This is a genomic window from Mesorhizobium sp. LSJC285A00 (assembly GCF_000503155.1).
Classification (GTDB): Bacteria; Pseudomonadota; Alphaproteobacteria; order Rhizobiales; family Rhizobiaceae; genus Mesorhizobium.
On record NZ_AYVK01000020.1, the window covers coordinates 54,880 to 75,497 of the forward strand.

Sequence of the window (20,618 nt, forward strand, 5' to 3'; positions counted from 1 at the left end):
GCTCATGGCTTCTTCGGAGAGATATCCATGCCAAAATACTTCTGGCTCAGTGTTTTGAACTCGCCGGAGTCCTGTACCGCCTTCAGGCCTGAAGCAAGCGCGGATGCCGTAGCCTTATCGTTCTGGCGAATTCCAATGCCTGGGCCGATGCCGAAATGCTTGGTGTCCGACAGCGCCGGTCCGATAAACTCAAACTCCTTTCCTTCAGGCTTCTTCAAAAATCCCTCGGAGAGGGCGATCGCGTTATCAAGGACGAGTTCGACGCGGTCGGCCGACAAGTCAAGAAGAGCATTGTCCAGGCTCGGATAGCTCGTGATTTTTGCTGTTGTCCCTGCAACGTCGCGAACGTAACTCTCGCTGATCGTTCCCGACGCTACACCGATGGTTCTGCCCTTAAGCCCCGCCGGGGTGACATCGGCAGACGATCCAGATTTGCCAACGAAGCGAGGCGGATCGACGTAATAGGGCCCGACGAACGTGATGACTTTCTTGCGTTCGTCGGTGATGTTCATCGAGGCGATGATCGCATCGATCTTCTTTGCCTTGAGTGCAGGAATAAGACCGTCGAACGCGATGGCGGTAAATGTGCAATTGAGCTTGGCCGCCTTGCAGATCGCATAACCGAGATCGACTTCGAACCCTTGCGGCTGGCCATTCGCGTCGACAAAATTGAAGGGAGGAAAGGCACCCTCCGTTCCGATTTTCACGTCTTGCTGTGCGTAAGCCGAGTTGACCGAACATACAGCCGCAAAGACGGCTGCCGTCGTAAGACGCTTCCAATTCATTGGTTCCTCCCAGAGGGGTATCGTTTGAATTTCATTGTCGACAGTCGGCAATCTATCGATGCGAAGATATCTGTCAATGGCTGTTCGGCAGATGCCGCCGAAACCGGCGATCGAGGACATTCCAGCTCAACCTGAGCACCTCAACGCAGCAGATGTAGATAAGCCCCGCCCAAAGATATGGGCTTAGTTCAAAGCTCCGCGCATAGACCAATCTGGCGGAACCCATCAGGTCATAGACGGCGACGATGGAGGCGACGGCGCTCGCCTTTACAAGAAGAACGAGTTCATTGCCGAGCGGTCTCACCGCGACGACCATCGCTTGCGGAATCAAGATGTCGACAAACGTGTTGTAGGGGGACAAACCGAGGGTCTGCGCCGCTTCGGTTTGCCCGCGCGCGACCAAGTTGATGGCGCCGCGGTAAATCTGGGCTTGATAGGCTGCGGTGTTCAGCGAAAACGTCAAGATCGTGCAGAAGAAGGGGTCTGCGAAGAGCCACCAGAGGCCGACATGGTCCAGGGCTGTGCGGAACTGGCCGCTTCCATAGTAGACCAGGAAAAGCTGTGCGAGCAGCGGCGTACCGCGGAAGAAGAGCAGGTATGAACTGGCTATGAGACGGATGGATGCACGACCACTGAGAAGCGCCATCGTCAGCGGAATCGCCGCAAGGAACCCCAGAAAGGCGGACACGGCCACGATCTTCAGGGTGACGGCAAAACCGGCCAGAAGCTGAGGGGCAAAATCGGGCAGGAACAAATTCAAGACGCGCTCCTGGCATATCCGCGAGAGAACCGTGCCTCGAGTACACCTGCGGTGCGTTCCGAGACCGTGGTCAACAGGAGATAGATGATGCAGGCGGCCCCGTAGAACGCGAACGGTTGCTTGGTGCTCGATACCGCCAGGCTGGTCGTCCGCATGAGGTCATTGAGCGCGATGATCGAGACCAATGACGTATCTTTCAACAATACAATCCACGTATTCGACAGGCCAGGCATCGCCGCCCGCAGCATCTGAGGTGCGATGACATCCTTGAATGTCTGAAAGCGATTAAGGCCGATCACCTGCGCGGCCTCGGCCTGGCCGCTGGCGATGGAGTTCAGCGCAGACCGGAAGACTTCCGCGGAGAAGGCTCCGAAAACGAGAGCCAGGGAGAATACGCCCGCTGCAAACGGGCTGATCTCGCCAAAGCCGTCAATCCCGATTTCGTCTGCGAACTGATTGAGCAGTTCCTGCGCTCCATAGTAGATCACGATCAGCGTCAGAAGCTCCGGCAAGCCGCGGAAGACTGTTGAGTAGACCGCCGCAACGGACCGCAGGCAAAGACTTTCCGACCTTGATGCCAAGGCCAGCACCAATCCAAGCAAGAGCCCTACCGGAAGCGTCGCAAGTGCCAGCCCAACGGTCAAAACCGTCGCCGACGCGATCTGTCCAGCCCAGTCCAATCTGAAACCTCATCTCACACATCGCCGATATCTAGCATGGCGAACCTATTGTCCACTGTCGACAATATGGCTCTCAAACCCTTGTTTGAAAGTTTGACATCATGTGCCGTCCGATTGGGGTCTACTGGGAGCCCAAGTCTGGGAAACGTTCGTCTCGGCGGTTGGATGTATTGCAAGGACATATCGGCTTGCCCTGGCTCACCTCTCATACTCCGCGGAATGCACAATGTTGGCGCGGCGGCCAACGGCATCCTCCCATTTGCCGGCGGACGCGGCGGCGGCTTCATCCTTCGGGCTAAGTCGCCGTCGCAGCCACTGGAACCAAAGGTCGAATGAAGGATGCCCTCCACAGACGCTATCGAGATCCTATCCAAGCTGGTGGGATTTAAGTCGCTATCGGGTCAATCCAACCACGACATCGCGGACTATGTCGAAACGTTCGCCAAATCCCTGGGGGCAGCCATCCAAAGGTTCCCCTCGCCCGACGGCACCCGAACCAGCCTGCTCATGACGTTTGGACCAATGGTTCCGGGCGGGATTGTCCTGTCTGGCCATATGGACGTTGTTCCCGCAGGGAACCGGTCCTGGACTTCCGACCCATTCGCGTTGCGGCAGGCGGATAAACGCCTCTACGGGCGTGGTGCGGTGGACATGAAAGGCTTCCTCGCCCTTGCCCTCTCGCTTGCCGCGACCATTCCCATTGCCGAGCTCACCAAGCCGCTCCACCTTGCGTTTTCTTATGACGAAGAAATCTCCTGTGAAGGTGTAAAACCGATCGTGCGCCATATCGCCAAGTCGGTTCCGAAGCCTCTCGCGGTCCTCGTCGGCGAACCCACCGAAATGCAGGTTGTAGGCGCGCACAAAGGCGCGCTCGATTGGACGATCGAGGTTCTCGGCAAGGCGGCCCACTCAAGTCTTCCGCATCTGGGCGCGAATGCCATTCACGCGGCCGCCCGCCTGGTTTGCGAGGTGGAGGAGATTGCCAGGGAGCTTGAGAAGCAGCCGTCACCGAATGCCGAGCTCTACGACGTGCCGCATCCCACTGTCACTGTCGGAGTCATCGAAGGAGGCACCGCTGGAAACGTCATCCCAGCGCGGTGCAGCTTCCAGATGGAGGCCCGAACAGTGGAGCAGGGCCAGGCTGCAACTATCCTTGCCCGGATTTCAAACCTTGCGCGCGATGTTGTGCTTCCTGGGCTGTGCGCGACTGCTCCCGGTTGTGAGATCAAGATCACGGAGCGTTTCGATATTCCGCCACTTGTCAGAGAGGCCTCCAGTGTTGCGGAACAGCTCGTCAGCCGCTTCAGTTCCTCGCCGGATGTGAAGGGCGTGTCATATGCAACCGAGGCCGGCTTCTTCCAGGCCGCGGGGCTTTCCACAGTGGTCTTTGGGCCAGGGAGCATATCACAGGCTCATCAGGTCGACGAGTTTATCGACAAGGAGCAATTCAGGGAGGGAGAAAGAGTGCTGGCGCTGATCGCCAAAACCCTCTTCTGACGTGGTTCAATTCGCCTCCTGGTTTGCCAGGTGCCGCGACTCGCTGAGGAGATCATCTCGAAACGTCGAGACGAGGACGGAGGGAGCGTTGCTCTCCCGAGACACGATGTACACCGGCCAATCCACGCTGAATCGTTCCGGATTGATCTTTCGCAGTATGCCCAGGTCAACCCATGCCGCAGAGTACTGATCCGGAAGATAGCCGATATGGAGACCCGTCAAGATGAATTCGAGGGTCGCTTCGACGTGCATCGAAACGACGGTTGAGTTCCAATTGGTTTCAACCATTTCCTGTTGCCGCGTTACAAACCCTCGCCGGACGAAATCGACTTGACGAAGGTCATCATCGCTAAGCGCACTTGCCGAACGATCGAAAAGTGGATGCTTCGAACCACAGTAAAGCGATATTCTTTCGGAGTAGGCCTGCTCATACTTCAAGCCATTCAGCGGGCTTCGGCTTCCGGTAAGACCAAGATCGCAACGACCGTCATAGACACCCCGCTCGACATCGTTGGACGGCACAACATTCATGGTTATCTCAACGCCATTCGAACGCTCTCGAAATCGCCGAAGCGCACCAACCAAGGGGTTCAGCCGATCGCTGGCGATGTTCTCCATCTGCCATATCGTCAGTTCGCCCATGAGTTGCCCCTTGGAGCCGGCAACCGTTGTTCTGAAACTGTTGATCTCGCTAAAGAGCCGCAGGGTGGCCTCATACACAACCTGTCCCTGTGGCGTCAGCGAGAACCCGCTAGGACCGCGAACACAAAGCTTCAGGCCAAAGCGCGTCTCCAAGTCTGCTATGTGGATTGAGATCGTTGATCGACCCAGACCTAGCGTTTCCTCTGCGGCCGCGAAACCGTTGCATTCGGTCACCGCCTTAAAGACCCGAAGGAGCCGGATATCGACCTTGTCCAGGGGTGGGATTTCTACGCGCATATTCCGCCTTTCCACCGTGCCTCCGCCGTTTCAGGATAGTCCCGCACGACTTCATGGGGTGATGCCAGCCCATAAATCACAGTTATCGCGAGAGGACCATTTCGCATTGACTAGATCGGACTTATGTGAGACGAAATATTGTCGACAGAAGACAGTCGTCAAAAAACAACGATGGGGAACGTTAATGAAACTGCTTAAGGGACTCGCTCTCGCGGGCGTAATCGCCCTGTCTGCAAGCTGGAACGCCGCTGATGCGGCGGAAAAAATTTCGGTCGCGCACTCGACCTGGATCGGTTACGGCGCGCTCTACATCGCCAAGGAAAAGGGCTTCTTCGAAAAGGCAGGACTTGACGTAAACCTGCAGATCATCGAGGCATCATCCGACGCCATCGCCGCAATGCAGGGCGGTCAGATCAACATCGTCGCCTCGACGATGGACAACTTCGCGCTGTTTTCGGGAAATGGAGCCGACCTGAAGGTGCTGACCGCGCTTGACGAGTCGGCCGGCGGCGACGGAATCGTGGCGAAGAAAGAGATCGCTACCGTCGCGGACCTGAAGGGAAAATCCGTCGGTGTTCAGAAAGGCTCGGTCTCCCAGTTCCTTCTGGCGCAGGCCCTCGACAAGGCCGGATTGACGCTCGAAGACGTCCAAATCATCGACATGAAGTCCGGTGACGCCGGCGCAGCCTTCGTTGCCGGTAGCGTCGATGCAGCCGTGACGTGGCAACCCTGGCTTTCCAAAGCCGCAGCCACCAAGTTCGGCAAAATTCTGGCCGACACCAGCTCGATGCCCGGCCTAATCGTCGATGCGCTCGCCGCGAAGCCAGACTATGCCAACGAGCACAAGACGGAGATGAAGGCTTTCGTCGGCGCCTACTTCGAAGGCATTGCTTTCATGGGAAAGAACCCGGCGGAAGCGCATGAGATCATCGCTCGCAATCTGAAGATGAGCACCGAGACACTCGAGGGGACGCTGAAGGACGTTCGCTTCTTTAGCAAACAGGACAACGCGGCGTTCTTCTCCGGTGATCGCAGCCCGGCCTTTGCACTCGTGTCGCAGGCCGGTGAATTCTATCACAAGATCGGCGTGCTGCGCTCGACGCCGGACGCGGCAAAGGTCGTCGGCATGGCCGGCGAACTGGCAAAGTGAGCCTGGTGGGACCATGCGGACTTTGCAAGTGCTTCCAATGAACAGCGAACTCAAAACGGCGGGCGTCTCTCGGAGACGCCCAAGCTTCCTGATCAAGGTCCAGACATATTTGAGACCCAGGGCAATCCTGCCTGCAAGCGAGCGGATGACGATTTCCGTCGTCGGCGTACTGGCCTTTTTTCTGCTGTGGTTGCTTGTCACCGAGGCCGGTTGTATTCAACCCTTCTTCCTTCCCAGCCCCATCGCAGTCGCCAGTCGTCTGGCCACCATGGTCGTAAACGGCGGCTATTTGGCGGATGTCTGGGCGAGCGCTTACCGTGTATTCGGCGGGTTCCTTCTCGCTGCAGCAGTGGCTGTGCCGATCGGCATCCTCATCGGGAACTTCCCGTTCTTCCGTTCCCTTCTCGAGCCGTTGCTCAGCACCGCGCGCTATCTGCCTGCAACCGCCTTCGTGCCGCTGATGATTATCTGGCTCGGGATCAACGAATCGCAGAAAATCTCGATCGTCTTCATGGGCACGTTCTTCCCGCTAGTCCTGTTCATCGCCAGCATTTCGGAAGGCGTTTCCAGTGACCTGATGAACAGTGCCTACTCGCTTGGAGCGAGCTCGCGACAGGTGTTCTTCAAGGTTCTGCTGCCAGCCTGCATCCCGGCAACTGTGGACGCGCTCCGCATTACGGCGGGCATCGCCTGGACCTATGTCATCGTCGCAGAGCTCGTCGGAGCAGACAAGGGAATGGGGATCGCCATCCTGCAATCCCAGCGTTTTCTTCTGACGGACCAGGTCATCGCCGGCATCGTGGCCGTCGGCATTCTGGGGGTCTTGACCGACCTCGCATTCCGCTATGCGCACCGCAAGTTCTTCCCCTACATGTACTGAGGACCACCATGACACGCGTTCTTGTCAACAACGTCAGCGTGGAATTCGCCCGGCATCGGGAAGCTCCGCAGATAGCGCTGACGAATACCCATCTGGAAATCGAGCAAGGCGAGTTCGTCTGCCTTCTCGGGCCATCCGGATGCGGAAAATCCACTTTGCTCAATGTCATGGGCGGGCTGGTGGGAGCTTCGACCGGGTCCATCAAGGTCGATGGACGATCGGTTGCCCGACCAGGACCTGATCGCGGAATGGTCTTCCAGAACTATTCGCTCTATCCATGGCTTACAGTGAGGCAGAACATCGAGTTCGGCCCCAAACTGAACCGCTGGCCGAAGGTCAAGGTCTCCCAAATCGCCAATGAACTCATTGAGATCGTGGGCCTCAAGGAATATGCCGACCAGTTTCCGAAAGTCCTGTCGGGCGGCATGAAGCAACGCGTGGCGATCGCCCGCGCCCTGGCGATGGAACCTAGCGTTTTGTTGATGGATGAGCCGTTCGGCGCGCTCGACGCTCAGACGCGCTCGCGGATGCAGGAACTGCTGCTCGACGTCTGGTCTCGCAAGCGGACCACCGTGATCTTCGTGACGCATGATATCGAGGAAGCCGTCTACCTCGCGGATCGCGTGCTGGTCATGAGCGCACGCCCCGGCAGGATCATCGAAGACTTCAGGATCGAAGTGCCGAGGCCGCGCGTCGCCGACGTCGTCGCGAGCGAGGAATTCACCCGCTACCGCAAGCACATGCTCCACCTGTTGAGGCATTGAAGAGGCCTGTCCCGAATTTCGCAGCCATTAGACCGCAGTGGTCGACAAGAAAGGAATGAAATGTCGAACAACGAATTCAATCCAATGGATTCATCTATTACCCCCAGATACGCCGAGATCGCGACGTTCATGCGCGCCGCACGATCCGAGATTTCGTCCTCTATCGACATCGCTCTGGTCGGCGTTCCACTGGATCTCGGTGCGACGTACCGGTCCGGTGCGAGACAGGGACCGGCGGGCGTTCGCGAAGCCTCCCGCCTGATCCGACAGGTCAACCCGACCACCGGCGTCGCGCCATACCGCATAGCAAACATCGCCGATATCGGCGACGCGCCGACCCATCCCCTCAGCGTCGAGAAGAGCGTCGAGCGCATCGAGGATTTCTTCAAAAGCGTCCACGAAGCCGGGGCCGTTCCCATCTCAGTGGGCGGAGACCACACGGTCCCGCTTCCAATTCTCAGGGCGATCGCGAAGGACGGCCCGGTTGGCCTGATCCAGATCGACTCGCATTCCGATACCTTCGATGAGTTCATGGGCACGAAGTACAACCACGCCACCTTCGTGCGCCGTGCCGTGGAAGAAGGCCTCCTCGATCCCAAGCGGATCGTCCAGGTCGGTCTGAGGGGCACCCGCTATGGCGACGACGACATCGTCTATGGCGGTCAGGTCGGCATCCGAATGATCACGATGGACGAGTTCGAGACGATGGGCCGCGCAGCGGTCATCGAGGAGATCAAACGCGTAATCGGCGCCGGCCGGACTTACTTCTCGATCGACATCGACGGCCTGGACCCGAAGGACGCACCCGGCACGGGTGTCCCAGAACCAGGCGGCATCGTGATGCGGGATGCCCAAATGATCCTGCGGTCGCTCAATGGCATCGATTTGATCGGCGGTGACATCTGCGAGGTCGTGCCATCGCTCGATCCGACCGGGATCACCTGCATCAACGCCGCGAACCTGATGTTCGAGCTCACGTGCCTGGCGGCGGTAGCCCACCAGAACCGCACTACGAAACAGGCTTGATCGGCCGGAACAGAACAAACCTAAGGGAGGACATCATGTCAGGCCAAGCCGCGTTGCGCGAGCTCGCAAACAAGTATTTCGACGCGCTGTATTTCGGGAAGGCGGACCTCTTCGCTGAGGTGTTTCATCCCGCGGCGATGCTCTACTGCTTCACGGAAGCTGAACCCGTAATCATGGTGGTCGACAAGTACCTCGAGATCGTGCGGGGCCGTGTTTCACCGGCTTCCCGCAACGATCCAAGGAGAGACGAGGTCGTTTCGATCGAGATCGCCAGCCCCACGACAGCCCATCTTCGGGTCAAGGAGATTTTCATTCCGAAGAACTTCGTGGACGAACTGACCTGCGCCAAAACCGCCGGCGGATGGAAGATCGTCTCGAAGGTTTGGCACTTCGCTTTGGATGCGCAGTGACTGCGAGAATGGAATCGTAAAAATGACAACCGAAAACCAGAAGGCACTTCACACAAGTGCCGAAATTTTCGACGCCTTCATCGAGCGATCCTGGCGGTCAAATGCTGAGCGGCAGAAGGCGAAAGGCGCTGAGTTCGTCATCGGCAAACGCGAAGGCGTTTACATGTGGGACATCGAGGGCAAGCGGCGCCTGATCGACTGCGGCACCGGTGGCGGCGTGCACGCGTTGGGACATCGCCATCCGGAGATCTTGGCTGTGCTGCGGCAGGCGCTCGACGACGGCCGGGACACCGGACTTTGGTCGGTACCCAATGCCAAATATTTGGAACTCCAGGACAAGCTGGCGGCGCTCGCGCCCAAGGCCCATCTGAATCGGAGCGTGATTACTCTTTGCTCCACTCTTTCAGTTGATCTGGCGACAATGTTCGCGTTCCGCGTCACCAAGCGCCAGAAGATGCTTGCCTACAGGCATGGATATCACGGCCATACAGGATTTGCGGCTATCGTCACGGGCTCGCCCGAAGAAGGGATCATCGACCACTATAATCTCCCTTCGCACTCGAACTTTCTCGAGCGGTTCGGCGATCTCGAGGAACTCGACCGTCTTCTTACCTCCGAGATCGCGGCCTTCATCATCGAGCCGATGGACTACGAGACCTTCGAGGCGGCTTCCAACGACTTCTTCACCCAGGCTTCCCGCCTTTGCAAAGAGCGCGGGGTCCTGTTCATCGTGGACGAAACACGCGCAGGTCTGGGTCGATCGGGGACACTGTGGGCTTCGGAGCAGTATGACATCGATCTGGACATGATGATCACCGGGAAGGGCTTGTCGGGCGGCCTGTACCCAGCGAGTGCCGTATTGATGCGGGCGGAGATCTACGAGCACTGCATGAATCAGCATCGGTTCGCGTATATCTCCAGCCTCGGCGGCAACGAGATCAGCTGTGTTGTCGCGGCGAAGGTGCTTGACGTCGCCTCCAGTCCGGCTTTGTTGGAGAACGTCCGCAAAGTTGGAGCGTACCTCCACAACGCCTTCCAAGCGCTCTGCTCGAAACACTCCGACGTTCTCAAGGGCGTTACATCCTTCGGGCTCGCCGTCTCGGTTCAAGTTGCCAACCGGGATCTGGGGCGTGAACTCTACAGGAAAATTCTCGCCGATGGCGTTTTATGCCACAGCGTCGCGGAGATCGATCCGCCCGGTCTGAAGTTCTTTCCTCCACTGGTGCTTACCGAAGCGGAGGCAGACCAGATCGTTGATACTCTCGACCGCGCTGGCTCTTCACTGCGCAAGTCTGTGAAGTCTGCCGCGTAATCCGTCCACCCTCCCTGGCGAAGAGCCGGGGAGGTTCTCCACACTGGAAAACGGAGCGAACCCGTACTGTTGCACGGTTTCGTATTCTTTTTCCGCAAGTTCCGCTAAGTTGCCTGCGCTGATGCTGGACCGAATCCGGTAGGCTGCGCCAACCATGAAGAGAGGCCCACCATGGGTGTCGTGAAACAAGATGAAACCAACGGTTTGGTGATCCAGCGTAATTCGGTTGCCGATCAGGTGTACTTCGACCTCCGCGCCAAACTTCTTTCAGGACAGATCGCCCAGGGGGAGCGCATCGTCGAAGCGACCATCGCCAAATCTCTCGGCATCAGCCGCGCGCCGATCCGCGAAGCCGTCAACCGTCTGACCGAAGCCGGACTTCTTGAGAGCCGCACCCATTACGGCACCTCGGTTATCCAGATGAGTGCGGAAAAAATCCGCGAATTGTATGTCGTGAGGAATGCCATCGAGGCGTTGGCGATCAGGGCGGTGGCCGAGCGCCATACCGCCGAAGACGTCAAGAAGCTGCGCAAGCTCATCAAAACGATGTCGAATTTTGCGAAGAATGGCGATTTGCCTGGCTTGGTCGACGCAGAACTTGAATTCCACGAAGCTCTCTGGCGGATGGCCAAGAACCCGTACATCGAAAAGGTCGCCGGGCTTCTGTTCGACCATCTTCGCCTCGCGCTTACGATCGACAATGCAGGTTACAAGAGCCTCATGGACGTGGCGCAGGAGCATGAGCCTCTCGTGCAAGCGATAGAAAGCGGCGATCCAGACAAGGCCGCCGCAGCGCTCGCTGAGCACATAATGACATCACTGGACGCCTTTGCTTCCACGAAATAGTTCAACGCGGCCGCACGGCAGCATCACGAGCTCAGCACCAAATTTCCCATCAATCCCGACATGAGGCCGTTCCTAAAGGCCGAAAATGTCGACAGTAGACAGAAGAGTACTTCATCATGCTCAGAAATTCAGTTGGTGCGGCCATTGACGAAGCGATCGACGCTCCTGCGCTTATCGCGGCTTGCCAGGAGGTGGTACGGATCGAGAGCCTCACCGGCCAGGAGGCGGATGTCGCGAAATTCGTCGCCGAAAAGATGATCGAGCTTTCCTTTGACGACGTAAAAATCGATGCGAACGGAAATGTCATCGGGACGGTTTTCGGTGACGGGACCGGCCCATCCGTGATGATCAACGGCCACATCGATCACGTCCCGGTTGGCGCTATGCAGAATCCGTTCTCCGGTGAGCTCGTGCACGCCGTCCGTTGGGGCGAAAGCGGTCAGGCCATTTTCGGCCGTGGATCGTGTGACATGAAGTGCAACGTCATCTCGGCCGTCTATGCGGTGGGTGCCCTGAAGCGCAGCGGGCTGAAGCCGGGCGGCGATGTCATCGTTGTCGCCGACGTCGAGGAAGAGACCGACTCTCCCAAGGGTGTGAAGTCGGTTATTGAAGGAGGCATTCGCGCGGACTACGGAATCTCCGTGGAATCGACGAGGGGGCAAGTCTATCTCGGTCACCGCGGCAAGCTGGAGTTCGAGGTCTGTTTCCATGGGCGAACCTCCCATGCGTCGGAGCCGTCGAATGGCATCAATGCGATCTATCTATCGACGGCGTTCATCAGTGCCTTGGAGCAATACTCGTCTACGCTGCCCGAAGACGAGCTCCTTGGCCCTGCCACGGTCGTCGTGACCGGCATGCATTCCTTCCCGGACAATGGCACCGCCGTCGTACCGGACCTCGTGAAGATGAGGGTCGACCGTCGCTACATCAGGGGAGAGGATGAAGAGAGCTGCCTGTCGGAAATCCGTCAAATCCTAAAGTCCGCATACGGAGAAACCGAGGGGGTCAAGTGGACCGCCGAAGTCACCAACCATTACCCGTTGATGTTCACCCCACAAACCAGCCTGGTGGCTCAGGCTGCCATCGTCGCCGCACTCGACGTCGACGACACCGCCCCGTCCATCTCCGCCTGGCGTTTCGGCGTGAACGGCACGTTCATGAACGCCGCCGGCATCCCCACGATCGGCCTCGGTCCTGGTGACGAGAAGTGGGCGCATACACCTGAGGAACATGTCGGGACGGCCGACCTCGTCAACTCCGCGCGCAAGATTGCCAGGGCCGTCATGGTTCTGACCAAAGGCGGGGAGGCCTGATATGGGTGGCGAAAAGCAAATCGGCGAGACGACGGTGGCGGACGCCATTCTTCGTCTCATGGAATCCCATGGGATCGACACGATCTTCTCCATCCCCGGGGTGCACACCGTCGACTTCTATAAATCCCTTCCCGAACGGCGGATCAGGCACGTGACGCCTCGGCACGAGCAGGGCGGAGCGTTCATGGCATACGGCTACGCCTTCGCGACCGGCCGACCGGCCGCGTGCATGCTCATCACCGGACCCGGTGTGCTCAACGCTGCCACAGGTATTGCTGAAGCCCATTCGGACTCCATTCCGGTGTTCGTGATCGCCGCGAACAACTTGCGCGGAGAAATCGGAGTGGGCCGCGGCGCCCTGCACGAGACCAAATCGCAGTCCGCTGTCCAGGAGCAGATTGCTGCTTTCACCCATACCTTGCTGGAGCCTTCAAACATCGAGGAGGTTTTCCACCGGGCCATGTCGTCAATGGAGGTGTCGCGTCCGCGGCCGGCCCTGATCGAAGTTCCGAGAGACCTCCTCAGTTCGAAGGTGGCGGTTCCTGGCGAGCAAGCGCTCCAACTGTATAGACCCGGGCCGCACCCGGATGTGATCAGCCGAGTCTCCTCAATGCTAATGGGCGCCAAGCGTCCCATCATGATCGTCGGCGGAGGAGCTCGCAGCGCGAACCGAGAAGTCCTGGCGCTCGCGGACCAACTTGGCATCCCCGTGGTGACGACGAATACCGGTAAGGGAATCCTGCCGGAAACCCATCCCCTTTCCCTTGGCTCAATTCTTCCTTTTCCTCCGATGCACCGCGCGATCGAGGATGCCGACGTAGTGCTGGCAGTCGGAACGGAACTCAGTGAGACTGACCTGCTCTACACCTGCAAGAGCTACCGGATAAATGGTGCGTTGATCAGGATCGACATCGATCCGCGACAGTTGACCATGAACTATCTCCCGCGCATCGCTATGCTCTCCGATGCGAAGGTCGCGCTCCAGGCGATAATCGAAGGGTGCGGCGGTGCCGACGCGGATCAGAGTGAAATCGCTCAGCGACGAGTCGCCGATATTAGGTCGGTAGTGGAAAAAGACTCCGGTTGGTCCGCGGAGTCCCACAAGCACAAGGCGATCTTGAGGGCCATCGCGGCAGCGCTTGATCCGAATGCCGTCATCTGCGCCGACTCCACTCAACTTGCATACACAGGCAATCACTTCTTCCCCTCGAAAGAGCCCGGCACATGGCTGTTCCCGAACGGCTACGGCACGCTCGGAAGCGCCCTCCCCGCCGCCATCGGAGCGAAGATCGGCTGCCCGGATCGTCAGGTGGTCGCGATCGTCGGCGACGGCAGCTTCCTCTACACGATCGAGGAACTCACCTCGGCAGTTGAAAATGAAGTCAGCCTTCCGATCATTCTCTGGAACAACCGGGCATATGGCGAAATCCGAGATGCAATGATTGCGTCGGACATCCCCACGGTGGGCGTGGACCTCTACACGCCCGACTTCCAGATGATTGCGACGGGCTTCGGATGCCATGCCGTTCAAATTGAATCGCTCGAACAGCTCAGCCGTGAGCTCAAGGAAGCTTTCAAGAGAAACAGACCGACCCTGCTCCAGATAGACAATGACGCGGCAATGTTTTCAGGCGCAGTCGTGTCATGAACAACGAGACCCTTAAGGCTGGACTTCGGCAGGTCGTGGGCGAGTCGAATGTCATTGCCGGGCCGCCAGGTGGCCCGGCGCTTGTCGTCAGACCCGGGACCACCAAGGCAATGGCGGAGTGCCTGAAGCTCTTTCATGGGCAACAGGCGCCAGTTGTTACGCTGGGTGGGCTAACCGGGCTCGTGCATGGTACCCACACCCCATCGCACTACTTCGGAATTTCCACCGAAAGGCTAAATAAGATCGAGAGCTTCGACCCGAGCACGCGCCTGCTTGTCGTAGGGGCCGGAACGAAGTTGGAGGCGGTCCATAATTTCGCTGCGGACCACGATCTACGTTATGGGGTTGATCTCGGCGCTCGGGGCAGCTGCACCATAGGTGGAAACATCGCCACGAACGCGGGCGGGAATTCCGTCATCCGCTTCGGTATGACACGATCCAACGTTGTCGGGCTTGAGGTGGTCCTTTCCGATGGGTCGATCCTTACCGATCTGAGGGGTTTACCTAAGAACAACGCGGGTTACGACCTGAAGCAGATATTCATCGGCTCCGAGGGAACGCTGGGTATAGTGACCAAAGCGTTGCTGAAGTTCAGCCGACGCCCAGCCGGCACGGCGAGTGTTCTGTTGGCGCTCAACCACCTCAACAGCGCTCTCACAGTGATGGAAGCGTTAGAAAGAGCCTGCGGCCATTCTTTGCTGGCCTTGGAGATCATGTGGAACCGATACTTCGAGAAAGTGAGCACTGCACTGTCGGAAGGAACACCTCCGCTTGCACCTGGCCATCCCGTTTATCTTCTCGCCCAGGTCGAGGGCATGGATAGTGGCGAACAAGCAGTCGAGAGTTTGGTCGGAGCTTTGGAGGGAATCGACGACGTTATCGATAGCGCGCTGGCGACGACACCTGTCCAGGAGAGCCGTCTCTGGTCCATCCGTGATGGGTCCGATGTCATCGAGCGAGCCCATGAACATGTGCTTTCCTTTGACGTCAGCATGCGGCCACATAAGTATGCCGCTTACATCGCGGACGTCGACGCGCGCCTGAAAGCCCGATTATCAGACGCCGTCGCCTACTATTTTGGGCATCTCGCGGACGGCAACATTCATTTCATGATCGGGCACGACGGGTCGTCCGGCGCGACACGCCTTATCGAGGAATGCGTCTATGATCCCCTGGCGAACTACGAACCGTCTTCGATTTCTGCCGAACATGGAATTGGCCGGGAGAAGGCCGCTCATCTTTGGCGATCACGGTCCACCGCCGAAATCGCAGCGATGAACCGCATCCGCGCTGCTCTCGATCCTGCAGGAATTCTAAACCCGCATATATCGTACGAACCCAAGTCTCTTGATGCTCAATACGCATCAGCTCGTTAACGGGAGCACAGTGTACGATATGCGCGCTACAGCCTGATATTTTTCCCGGCACAACGTGCGGACTTCATCTTTTGGATCTGCTCATCCCCCAGTCGTGAGGCAATGAATGTCGAGCAGGTTGGATGCCCTAACGGATTGTGACGAAGCGCGTCCGACTGGCCGCCGGCGCAGCATTCCTGGTCGTACGTTGGCGGTAACAGACGCATCACTCTCAATTTCCGAATCAGGTTCCACGAGGACCTTGCCAAGTCAGTTGCTGCTGGCTTGGGCACCAGCGTTGCCAGCCGACCGGTAATCAACAGACAGATGCGGCGCATCGCCCGGCGACATCGTTCAGGGTAAGGCCGATTTATCGAGACCCGGGCCAAGCCTGGGCTGAGCTAGCATCGGCATGCTGCTCATTTGCAGGTCGACAGACCAAGATATTGATCCCATTCGCGCTCCGAAGGATCGTCGGGAATGCATCCATATTTCACATAGGTCGTGCGCAGAGGCAGGGATGGCTTTGATGAAACGAGGACCAACACCAATGTAAACACCCCACAAACTGCCCCCGCGAGGGCCACATACCAACGCCTGCCCGGAACCCTCTGAGGACTAGCCACGCTTATACCTGGTGACCCAGGGTTGTCGGAGCTTGGCCGCGGTTGAATTGACATTCATCGTCGGACCGGTCTCGCTGAAAAGCTTCAGAATGGAACTCATGCCAATGATGTCCGCCACAAAGAAAAGCTTCCATGTCGAACTTAACCGGGGCAGCACGAAGATACCTAGATCGTCCGTTCAAAATGCGCACCCCATGTCTCAAGTCGTCCAGCAATCAATTATCGGCGGACGCACAGGCGTCATCCTGTCTACGCTCACCCCAAATTTTCTAAAGTGATTTGAATGAAACGATGGTTTGACAGCATCAAACTTGGATATGCTTGATGGACGGGAGCTCAACCGCTCTCGCTTGGACGGGCGGCCGACGATCGAACTGAGTGAGAACGACTTATGCCGGCGACTTCGGCCAATTCTCCACCGTCAGCGCCTCCGCATAGGCGGCTCTGATAAGCGCGACGGCCGGCGCGATGCGGCTTGCATGGCTGTCGGTGATTCCCGAGCGCGTGGATGCCTGCACCGTGGCGACCTATCAGCAGCCAGTAGTGCATCTCACGAATAAGCTGGTTCTGCTGCAGGACTGGGATTGACACTGGACGATCGAGTAGTTTCATCAAACGCAATGCCAAAACCAGGGCGCCCGGACCAATCACATTGCCGAGAAAGAATCACGCTGTCCGGGAATAAAAAGCCGCTTGCCCTGGTCCTCCATGCATGAGCTGCTGATTGACCTTGAAGGGACGCCGCACTGCAAACCCACACATTGCCGAGCACGACGGTATCGGTCGACGCGTTCCAGGACCTCTGGAAGGCGATAGGTCGGCCGCCTGCGGCCGGCTGGCTCACCTGTCTGCCGAAGGTGCTGCCGCGGCCGGGATCGGGAAAGCTGAGGTGCCGCGCATGCGAAATGGGTCGTGAATTCGGCAATGCTTGTGCTCGAGAAGCATCCATCTGGATGCATGTTTGCGGTCCAGTGCGTGATTGACACCGATGCGACGTTTGCCCTCACATTCAACGCAGTTGGCGACCCGGGATGTTTCCTCTGGGTTCGATCGCAACGCAGAACCATTCTCGCCCCATGAGCACTCAAGGCGAGGCGCATGTGACGGTGTACCGATGCTAAGCAGCAATGCGCGAGCCGACCGCTTCGGCGAAGTGGTAATGCCCCATCTCGCCGACGCGCTTTCGCTGGCCCGCTGGCTGACCGGCAATGCCACCGACGCCGAGGATGTCGTGCAGGACGCCTGCATGAAGGCACACGCCAACATCGCAAGCTATGCCGGCGGCAATGCACGTGCCTGGCTGCTCACCATCGTTCGCAACTCGTGTTACACATGGCTGGCGCGCAATCGCCCGCGCAGCATCGTCTCGGTGGGCGACCTCGGTGATCTCGACGAGGTGAGCGCCGCTCACGCAGTCGATCCGACTGAGAGCGAAAGCCCGGAGGCGAGCCTGATTGCCAGGGCAGACGTGGCGGCCCTGGAGGCGGCGATCGCCGCTCTGCCGCAACCCTTTCGAGAAACGCTCGTGCTGCGCGACGTCAATGGCCTAGCCTACCGCGATATCGCAGCCATGCTGGGCGTGCCGATGGGCACGGTGATGTCGCGGCTGGCGCGGGCGCGTGGCCTGCTGATCTCTGACCTTGGGAGGGCGCAATGAGTGCGCACAACGATGGATTGCCCGAGGACGCCGCAGGCATGAACCTGATGCTGCACGCGCTGATAGATGGCGAGCTTGACGCCGCCGCGGCCATGGCTGTCGAGCGGCGCATCGCGGCCGATCCCAAGCTGGCGGCCGAACATGCCCGCATCATGGTTTTGCAAGGGGCTGTGGCCAGGCTTCCGAAGCCCCAGGTGAGCGACGAGTTCAGCGCGCGCATTGCAGCCATGGCAGCATCCGGCAGCGTCGAGGTGCTGCGGCCCAGAGCGCCGATACGGGCGAAGTCCGCTCGAACGTGGTGGTCGGCGCGCAACTTCGGATCATTCGACTGGCGCACCATGGCGGCCTCGATCATGATCAGCGCTGTTCTGGCCAGCGGCGCGACGCAATGGGCGATGCAGCCTAGCGTAGCCGATAGCTTTGCCGCAGGCGTGGCCAGCGGCCACCAACGCAGCCTGCTGGCGACCAGCCCCGTCGATGTAGTCTCGTCGGACCGGCACACCGTAAAGCCATGGCTCGATGCAAGGCTCGGCCTTTCGCCGCCGGCTCCTGATATGGTGAAAGACGGATTTGCGCTCATCGGTGGCAGGGTCGAGGTCATTGGCGGCCGGGCAGTGCCGGCGCTGGTTTATCGCCACCGCGAGCATTTGATCACCCTTGTCGCCGAGCCGCAAAATGCCGGGGCGGTGACCGACCCCGTCGATCTCTCGGAGGGCGGCTTCTCGCTGGTGCAATGGAGCGACGGCGCCTTCTCCTACTGGGCGATTTCCGACATGGAGCGGCCGGAGCTCGACGACTTCGTGGCGCGCTTCCGCGCCGCGGTCGTCCCCGGCTGATAACCGACCGTCGGCACTCCAACCGATATCGAGTGCCGACCTGCGCTAGCCTTGACGTTCCTGCCCGGGTGACAGACCACGGCAGCATGGCGCCGACGTCGAACGCGTCCTCGTGCAGCGTCGGCTCCAGTTCGGGGCGGACGCCGGCCCCTGTTTTCGGGAAATCTCAAAAGAATTTCGCGCCGCCCGGGAATAAAGGGATGTCCTGATGGGTCTTGTTGTTAGCGGGGCCAATTTCCCGGCACGCACCCAAGAAACGAAAAAAGGATCTACCGAAATGACCAAGCTCGCTCTCAGCGTGGCTGCCATGCTGCTTGCCTCAACCGCTGCCTTTGCCGGCAGCGACCATGGCGGCAACAACTCCAATCAGCCGGTCGCTACCGTTGACACCAATGCCACTGCTTCCATTTCCCCCTCCCCGCGCCAAGCCGGCGTCGACACCATGGTGACGACCGGGCCGCGCCAGGGGTCGGTTCAGGACATCATCACCAGGCACAACAACGACGGCATCTGGGGCCGCTGAAGGCACCCTTCCGAACATCTTCTCTTACCACTCACGATGGAGAGCCAAACCTTTGGCTCTCCATCATCACCCCATAAGGCTGCAGGAGATCACCTATGTTCATGATGACACGTCGCACGTTGCTTGGAACCACGCTCGCCGCGACCGCCTTCGGTCTGGCCGGCAAGCTGGAATTCACCCGTCCCGCCTTCGCCGAAACGTCGGTCGAGCCGACCGTCGGCTTCTACAAATACAAGGTCGGTGATATCGAGGTCACCGCCATCTATGACGGCATCTGGCGCAAGCCGCACGACCCGGCCTTCATCAAGGATGTTTCCGTCGAGGACACCAAGGCAGCGCTTGCCAAGGCCGGCCTGACGACAGACTTCATGCCCATCCCGCTCACCGTCATCGTCCTCAAGATGAACGGCAGGCTGATCATGATGGATGCCGGATCGGGCGTCGGCCAATGGCAGACCAATGCCACCCATCTGCCGGCCAACATGGCCGCCGCCGGCATCGACTATAAGACGATCGACACCATCATGATCTCGCATTTCCACCCCGACCATGTCTGGGGCCTGATGGAAAAGGGGACCGATGCACCGGTGTTCCCCAATGCCGAGCTGATCGTCAACGCCACGGAATACAATTGGTGGACCGACCCCAGCCGGCTGGCCAAGCTGCCGGAAGGCCGCAAGCCGGCGGGCAAGCGCATCGCCGAAAACTTTCCGAAATGGAAGAACTGGAAGCTGGTCAATGACGGCGCCGAAGTCGCACCCGGCATCCAGATCATCGCTGCGCCCGGCCACACGCCGGGACATTCGGTCTACCTCGCCAACTCCGGCAAGGAACAGCTGATGATCTCGGCCGACACCATGTATGTGCCCGCCCTTCTGGCGCCGCATCCGGAGTGGCAGGGCAGTTACGACCAGGACGGGCCGATGGCGATCACCACGCGGCACAAGCTGATCGATCGCGTGATCGCCGACAACATCCGGATCTCGGGTTCGCATTTCCCGTTCCCCGGCACCGGCGTCTTCGTGAAAGACGGCAATGCCTATGGTTTCACCCCAGTTCAGATTTGAGCGCGAGCTCCCAACCCAAGCGAGAAAGATGATGAAGCAATCCTATCTGGGCAAGCACGCCCTGTTTGGCCTGCTCGGCGCCATTGCCGTGCTGACCGTCGTTCCCGTGGCCACTATCATGCCGGCCTATGCGGTCGACGACCTCGAAGGCACCGATGCACCCGACCTCACCGCCGTCCAGGCCAAGATCGCCGTCAAGGACTACAAGGGCGCGCTGGCCGATCTGCGTGATCTCGCGCAGGACAACCAGCAGGCCGACGTCTACAACCTGCTCGGCTTCACGCTGCGCAAGACGGGCGATTTCACCACGGCGCTGACCTACTACAACAAGGCGCTCGAGCTGAAGCCCGACCACAAGGCCGCCCGCGAATATCTGGGCGAACTCTATGTAGAGACCGGCGACATGGCCAAGGCCAACGAGCAGTTGGCGTCGCTGCAGAAGCTGTGTCCCGCCGGCTGTGAAGAACTCGAAGACCTCCACAAGGCCATCGACACCAAGGTGACAAAGTAAACCAGGCAGGTGCTGCAAGGCGCCTGCCCCTTT

The 20,618-nt window shown here is 59.1% G+C and carries 21 protein-coding genes; 16 read left to right on the forward strand and 5 right to left on the reverse strand.

Annotation, left to right across the window (positions count from 1 at the left end; all coding sequences use genetic code 11):
• Positions 1 to 2 precede the first annotated feature (2 nt).
• From X726_RS151855 to X726_RS151845, 3 genes are all read right to left on the reverse strand, one after another.
• On the reverse strand, positions 3 to 785 hold the full coding sequence (locus X726_RS151855) for a transporter substrate-binding domain-containing protein (protein ID WP_023670590.1): 783 nt from the start codon (positions 783 to 785) through the stop codon (positions 3 to 5).
• Between the two features lie 73 nt (positions 786 to 858).
• Positions 859 to 1,545, reverse strand: a complete 687-nt coding sequence (locus X726_RS151850) for an ABC transporter permease subunit (protein ID WP_023670591.1) — start codon at positions 1,543 to 1,545, stop codon at positions 859 to 861.
• Entirely contained in the window at positions 1,542 to 2,225 is a 684-nt protein-coding gene (locus X726_RS151845) for an ABC transporter permease subunit (protein ID WP_050588546.1), read from the reverse strand. Before X726_RS151845 ends, X726_RS151850 begins: the two co-directional genes overlap by 4 nt.
• 339 nt (positions 2,226 to 2,564) lie before the next feature.
• On the opposite strand from X726_RS151845, the gene argE reads away from it, so the two are divergent.
• Complete coding sequence (argE, locus tag X726_RS151840) at positions 2,565 to 3,722, forward strand: acetylornithine deacetylase (RefSeq protein ID WP_023670594.1); 1,158 nt, start codon at positions 2,565 to 2,567, stop codon at positions 3,720 to 3,722.
• A gap of 6 nt (positions 3,723 to 3,728) precedes the next feature.
• On the opposite strand, the gene X726_RS151835 is transcribed toward argE, so the two are convergent.
• Positions 3,729 to 4,661 carry a LysR family transcriptional regulator gene (locus X726_RS151835; RefSeq protein ID WP_023670595.1) on the reverse strand — a complete coding sequence of 311 codons (933 nt, stop codon included), beginning with the start codon at positions 4,659 to 4,661 and terminating at the stop codon, positions 3,729 to 3,731.
• 61 nt (positions 4,662 to 4,722) lie between these two features.
• On the opposite strand from X726_RS151835, the gene X726_RS151830 reads away from it, so the two are divergent.
• The 10 genes from X726_RS151830 to X726_RS151785 all read left to right on the forward strand — a co-directional run bounded on the left by X726_RS151830 (position 4,723) and on the right by X726_RS151785 (position 15,386).
• Complete coding sequence (locus X726_RS151830; RefSeq protein ID WP_198037341.1) at positions 4,723 to 5,811, forward strand: ABC transporter substrate-binding protein; 1,089 nt, start codon at positions 4,723 to 4,725, stop codon at positions 5,809 to 5,811.
• A 37-nt stretch (positions 5,812 to 5,848) separates the two neighbouring features.
• Positions 5,849 to 6,691 carry an ABC transporter permease gene (locus X726_RS151825; RefSeq protein WP_245272124.1) on the forward strand — a complete coding sequence of 281 codons (843 nt, stop codon included), beginning with the start codon at positions 5,849 to 5,851 and terminating at the stop codon, positions 6,689 to 6,691.
• Positions 6,692 to 6,699: 8 nt separating this feature from the next.
• Entirely contained in the window at positions 6,700 to 7,455 is a 756-nt protein-coding gene (locus X726_RS151820) for an ABC transporter ATP-binding protein (protein ID WP_023670598.1), read from the forward strand.
• 60 nt (positions 7,456 to 7,515) lie between these two features.
• On the forward strand, positions 7,516 to 8,481 hold the full coding sequence (locus tag X726_RS151815; protein ID WP_023670599.1) for an agmatinase: 966 nt from the start codon (positions 7,516 to 7,518) through the stop codon (positions 8,479 to 8,481).
• Positions 8,482 to 8,516: 35 nt separating this feature from the next.
• Positions 8,517 to 8,891: a nuclear transport factor 2 family protein gene (locus X726_RS151810; protein ID WP_023670600.1), complete on the forward strand. Its 375-nt coding sequence runs from the start codon at positions 8,517 to 8,519 to the stop codon at positions 8,889 to 8,891.
• A gap of 22 nt (positions 8,892 to 8,913) precedes the next feature.
• A complete protein-coding gene (locus X726_RS151805; RefSeq protein WP_031215024.1) occupies positions 8,914 to 10,203 on the forward strand; it encodes an aspartate aminotransferase family protein in 1,290 nt (429 codons plus the stop codon).
• Positions 10,204 to 10,374: 171 nt separating this feature from the next.
• Positions 10,375 to 11,049, forward strand: a complete 675-nt coding sequence (locus X726_RS151800; RefSeq protein WP_023670602.1) for a GntR family transcriptional regulator — start codon at positions 10,375 to 10,377, stop codon at positions 11,047 to 11,049.
• Positions 11,050 to 11,165: 116 nt separating this feature from the next.
• Complete coding sequence (locus X726_RS151795) at positions 11,166 to 12,362, forward strand: M20/M25/M40 family metallo-hydrolase (protein WP_023670603.1); 1,197 nt, start codon at positions 11,166 to 11,168, stop codon at positions 12,360 to 12,362.
• A 1-nt stretch (position 12,363) separates the two neighbouring features.
• On the forward strand, positions 12,364 to 14,010 hold the full coding sequence (locus X726_RS151790; protein WP_023670604.1) for a 5-guanidino-2-oxopentanoate decarboxylase: 1,647 nt from the start codon (positions 12,364 to 12,366) through the stop codon (positions 14,008 to 14,010).
• Positions 14,007 to 15,386, forward strand: coding sequence for an FAD-binding oxidoreductase (locus X726_RS151785; protein WP_023670605.1), 1,380 nt, complete (start codon positions 14,007 to 14,009; stop codon positions 15,384 to 15,386). The genes X726_RS151790 and X726_RS151785 overlap by 4 nt, the downstream gene beginning before the upstream one ends.
• Before the next feature lie 994 nt (positions 15,387 to 16,380).
• Here X726_RS151785 and X726_RS1000000172395 read toward each other — a convergent pair.
• On the reverse strand, positions 16,381 to 16,509 hold the full coding sequence (locus X726_RS1000000172395) for a hypothetical protein (RefSeq protein WP_023670607.1): 129 nt from the start codon (positions 16,507 to 16,509) through the stop codon (positions 16,381 to 16,383).
• Positions 16,510 to 17,105: 596 nt separating this feature from the next.
• Here X726_RS1000000172395 and X726_RS151780 point away from each other — a divergent pair.
• The 5 genes from X726_RS151780 to X726_RS151765 all read left to right on the forward strand — a co-directional run bounded on the left by X726_RS151780 (position 17,106) and on the right by X726_RS151765 (position 20,585).
• Positions 17,106 to 17,648 carry a sigma-70 family RNA polymerase sigma factor gene (locus X726_RS151780; protein ID WP_023670608.1) on the forward strand — a complete coding sequence of 181 codons (543 nt, stop codon included), beginning with the start codon at positions 17,106 to 17,108 and terminating at the stop codon, positions 17,646 to 17,648.
• Positions 17,645 to 18,484 (forward strand): anti-sigma factor, encoded by an 840-nt coding sequence (locus tag X726_RS0135380; protein ID WP_023723369.1) that lies wholly within the window; start codon positions 17,645 to 17,647, stop codon positions 18,482 to 18,484. Before X726_RS151780 ends, X726_RS0135380 begins: the two co-directional genes overlap by 4 nt.
• A 277-nt stretch (positions 18,485 to 18,761) precedes the next feature.
• Positions 18,762 to 19,007 carry a DUF680 domain-containing protein gene (locus X726_RS151775; protein ID WP_023670610.1) on the forward strand — a complete coding sequence of 82 codons (246 nt, stop codon included), beginning with the start codon at positions 18,762 to 18,764 and terminating at the stop codon, positions 19,005 to 19,007.
• 95 nt (positions 19,008 to 19,102) lie between these two features.
• Positions 19,103 to 20,074: an MBL fold metallo-hydrolase gene (locus X726_RS151770; RefSeq protein ID WP_023670611.1), complete on the forward strand. Its 972-nt coding sequence runs from the start codon at positions 19,103 to 19,105 to the stop codon at positions 20,072 to 20,074.
• Positions 20,075 to 20,105: 31 nt separating this feature from the next.
• Positions 20,106 to 20,585: a tetratricopeptide repeat protein gene (locus X726_RS151765; protein WP_023670612.1), complete on the forward strand. Its 480-nt coding sequence runs from the start codon at positions 20,106 to 20,108 to the stop codon at positions 20,583 to 20,585.
• Positions 20,586 to 20,618: the final 33 nt, after the last annotated feature.

Coding starts and splice junctions, on each gene's coding strand:
- X726_RS151795 (WP_023670603.1), top strand. CDS start 11,166: ATGCTCAGAAATTCAGTTGGTGCGGCCATTGACGAAGCGATCGACGCT.
- X726_RS151785 (WP_023670605.1), top strand. CDS start 14,007: ATGAACAACGAGACCCTTAAGGCTGGACTTCGGCAGGTCGTGGGCGAG.
- X726_RS151830 (WP_198037341.1), top strand. CDS start 4,723: ATGCCAGCCCATAAATCACAGTTATCGCGAGAGGACCATTTCGCATTG.
- X726_RS151775 (WP_023670610.1), top strand. CDS start 18,762: ATGACCAAGCTCGCTCTCAGCGTGGCTGCCATGCTGCTTGCCTCAACC.
- X726_RS151855 (WP_023670590.1), bottom strand. CDS start 785: ATGAATTGGAAGCGTCTTACGACGGCAGCCGTCTTTGCGGCTGTATGT.
- X726_RS151815 (WP_023670599.1), top strand. CDS start 7,516: ATGTCGAACAACGAATTCAATCCAATGGATTCATCTATTACCCCCAGA.
- X726_RS151765 (WP_023670612.1), top strand. CDS start 20,106: ATGAAGCAATCCTATCTGGGCAAGCACGCCCTGTTTGGCCTGCTCGGC.
- X726_RS0135380 (WP_023723369.1), top strand. CDS start 17,645: ATGAGTGCGCACAACGATGGATTGCCCGAGGACGCCGCAGGCATGAAC.
- X726_RS151800 (WP_023670602.1), top strand. CDS start 10,375: ATGGGTGTCGTGAAACAAGATGAAACCAACGGTTTGGTGATCCAGCGT.
- X726_RS151790 (WP_023670604.1), top strand. CDS start 12,364: ATGGGTGGCGAAAAGCAAATCGGCGAGACGACGGTGGCGGACGCCATT.
- X726_RS151810 (WP_023670600.1), top strand. CDS start 8,517: ATGTCAGGCCAAGCCGCGTTGCGCGAGCTCGCAAACAAGTATTTCGAC.
- X726_RS151825 (WP_245272124.1), top strand. CDS start 5,849: ATGAACAGCGAACTCAAAACGGCGGGCGTCTCTCGGAGACGCCCAAGC.
- X726_RS151820 (WP_023670598.1), top strand. CDS start 6,700: ATGACACGCGTTCTTGTCAACAACGTCAGCGTGGAATTCGCCCGGCAT.
- X726_RS151805 (WP_031215024.1), top strand. CDS start 8,914: ATGACAACCGAAAACCAGAAGGCACTTCACACAAGTGCCGAAATTTTC.
- argE (WP_023670594.1), top strand. CDS start 2,565: ATGCCCTCCACAGACGCTATCGAGATCCTATCCAAGCTGGTGGGATTT.
- X726_RS151780 (WP_023670608.1), top strand. CDS start 17,106: ATGCTAAGCAGCAATGCGCGAGCCGACCGCTTCGGCGAAGTGGTAATG.
- X726_RS151770 (WP_023670611.1), top strand. CDS start 19,103: ATGTTCATGATGACACGTCGCACGTTGCTTGGAACCACGCTCGCCGCG.
- X726_RS151835 (WP_023670595.1), bottom strand. CDS start 4,661: ATGCGCGTAGAAATCCCACCCCTGGACAAGGTCGATATCCGGCTCCTT.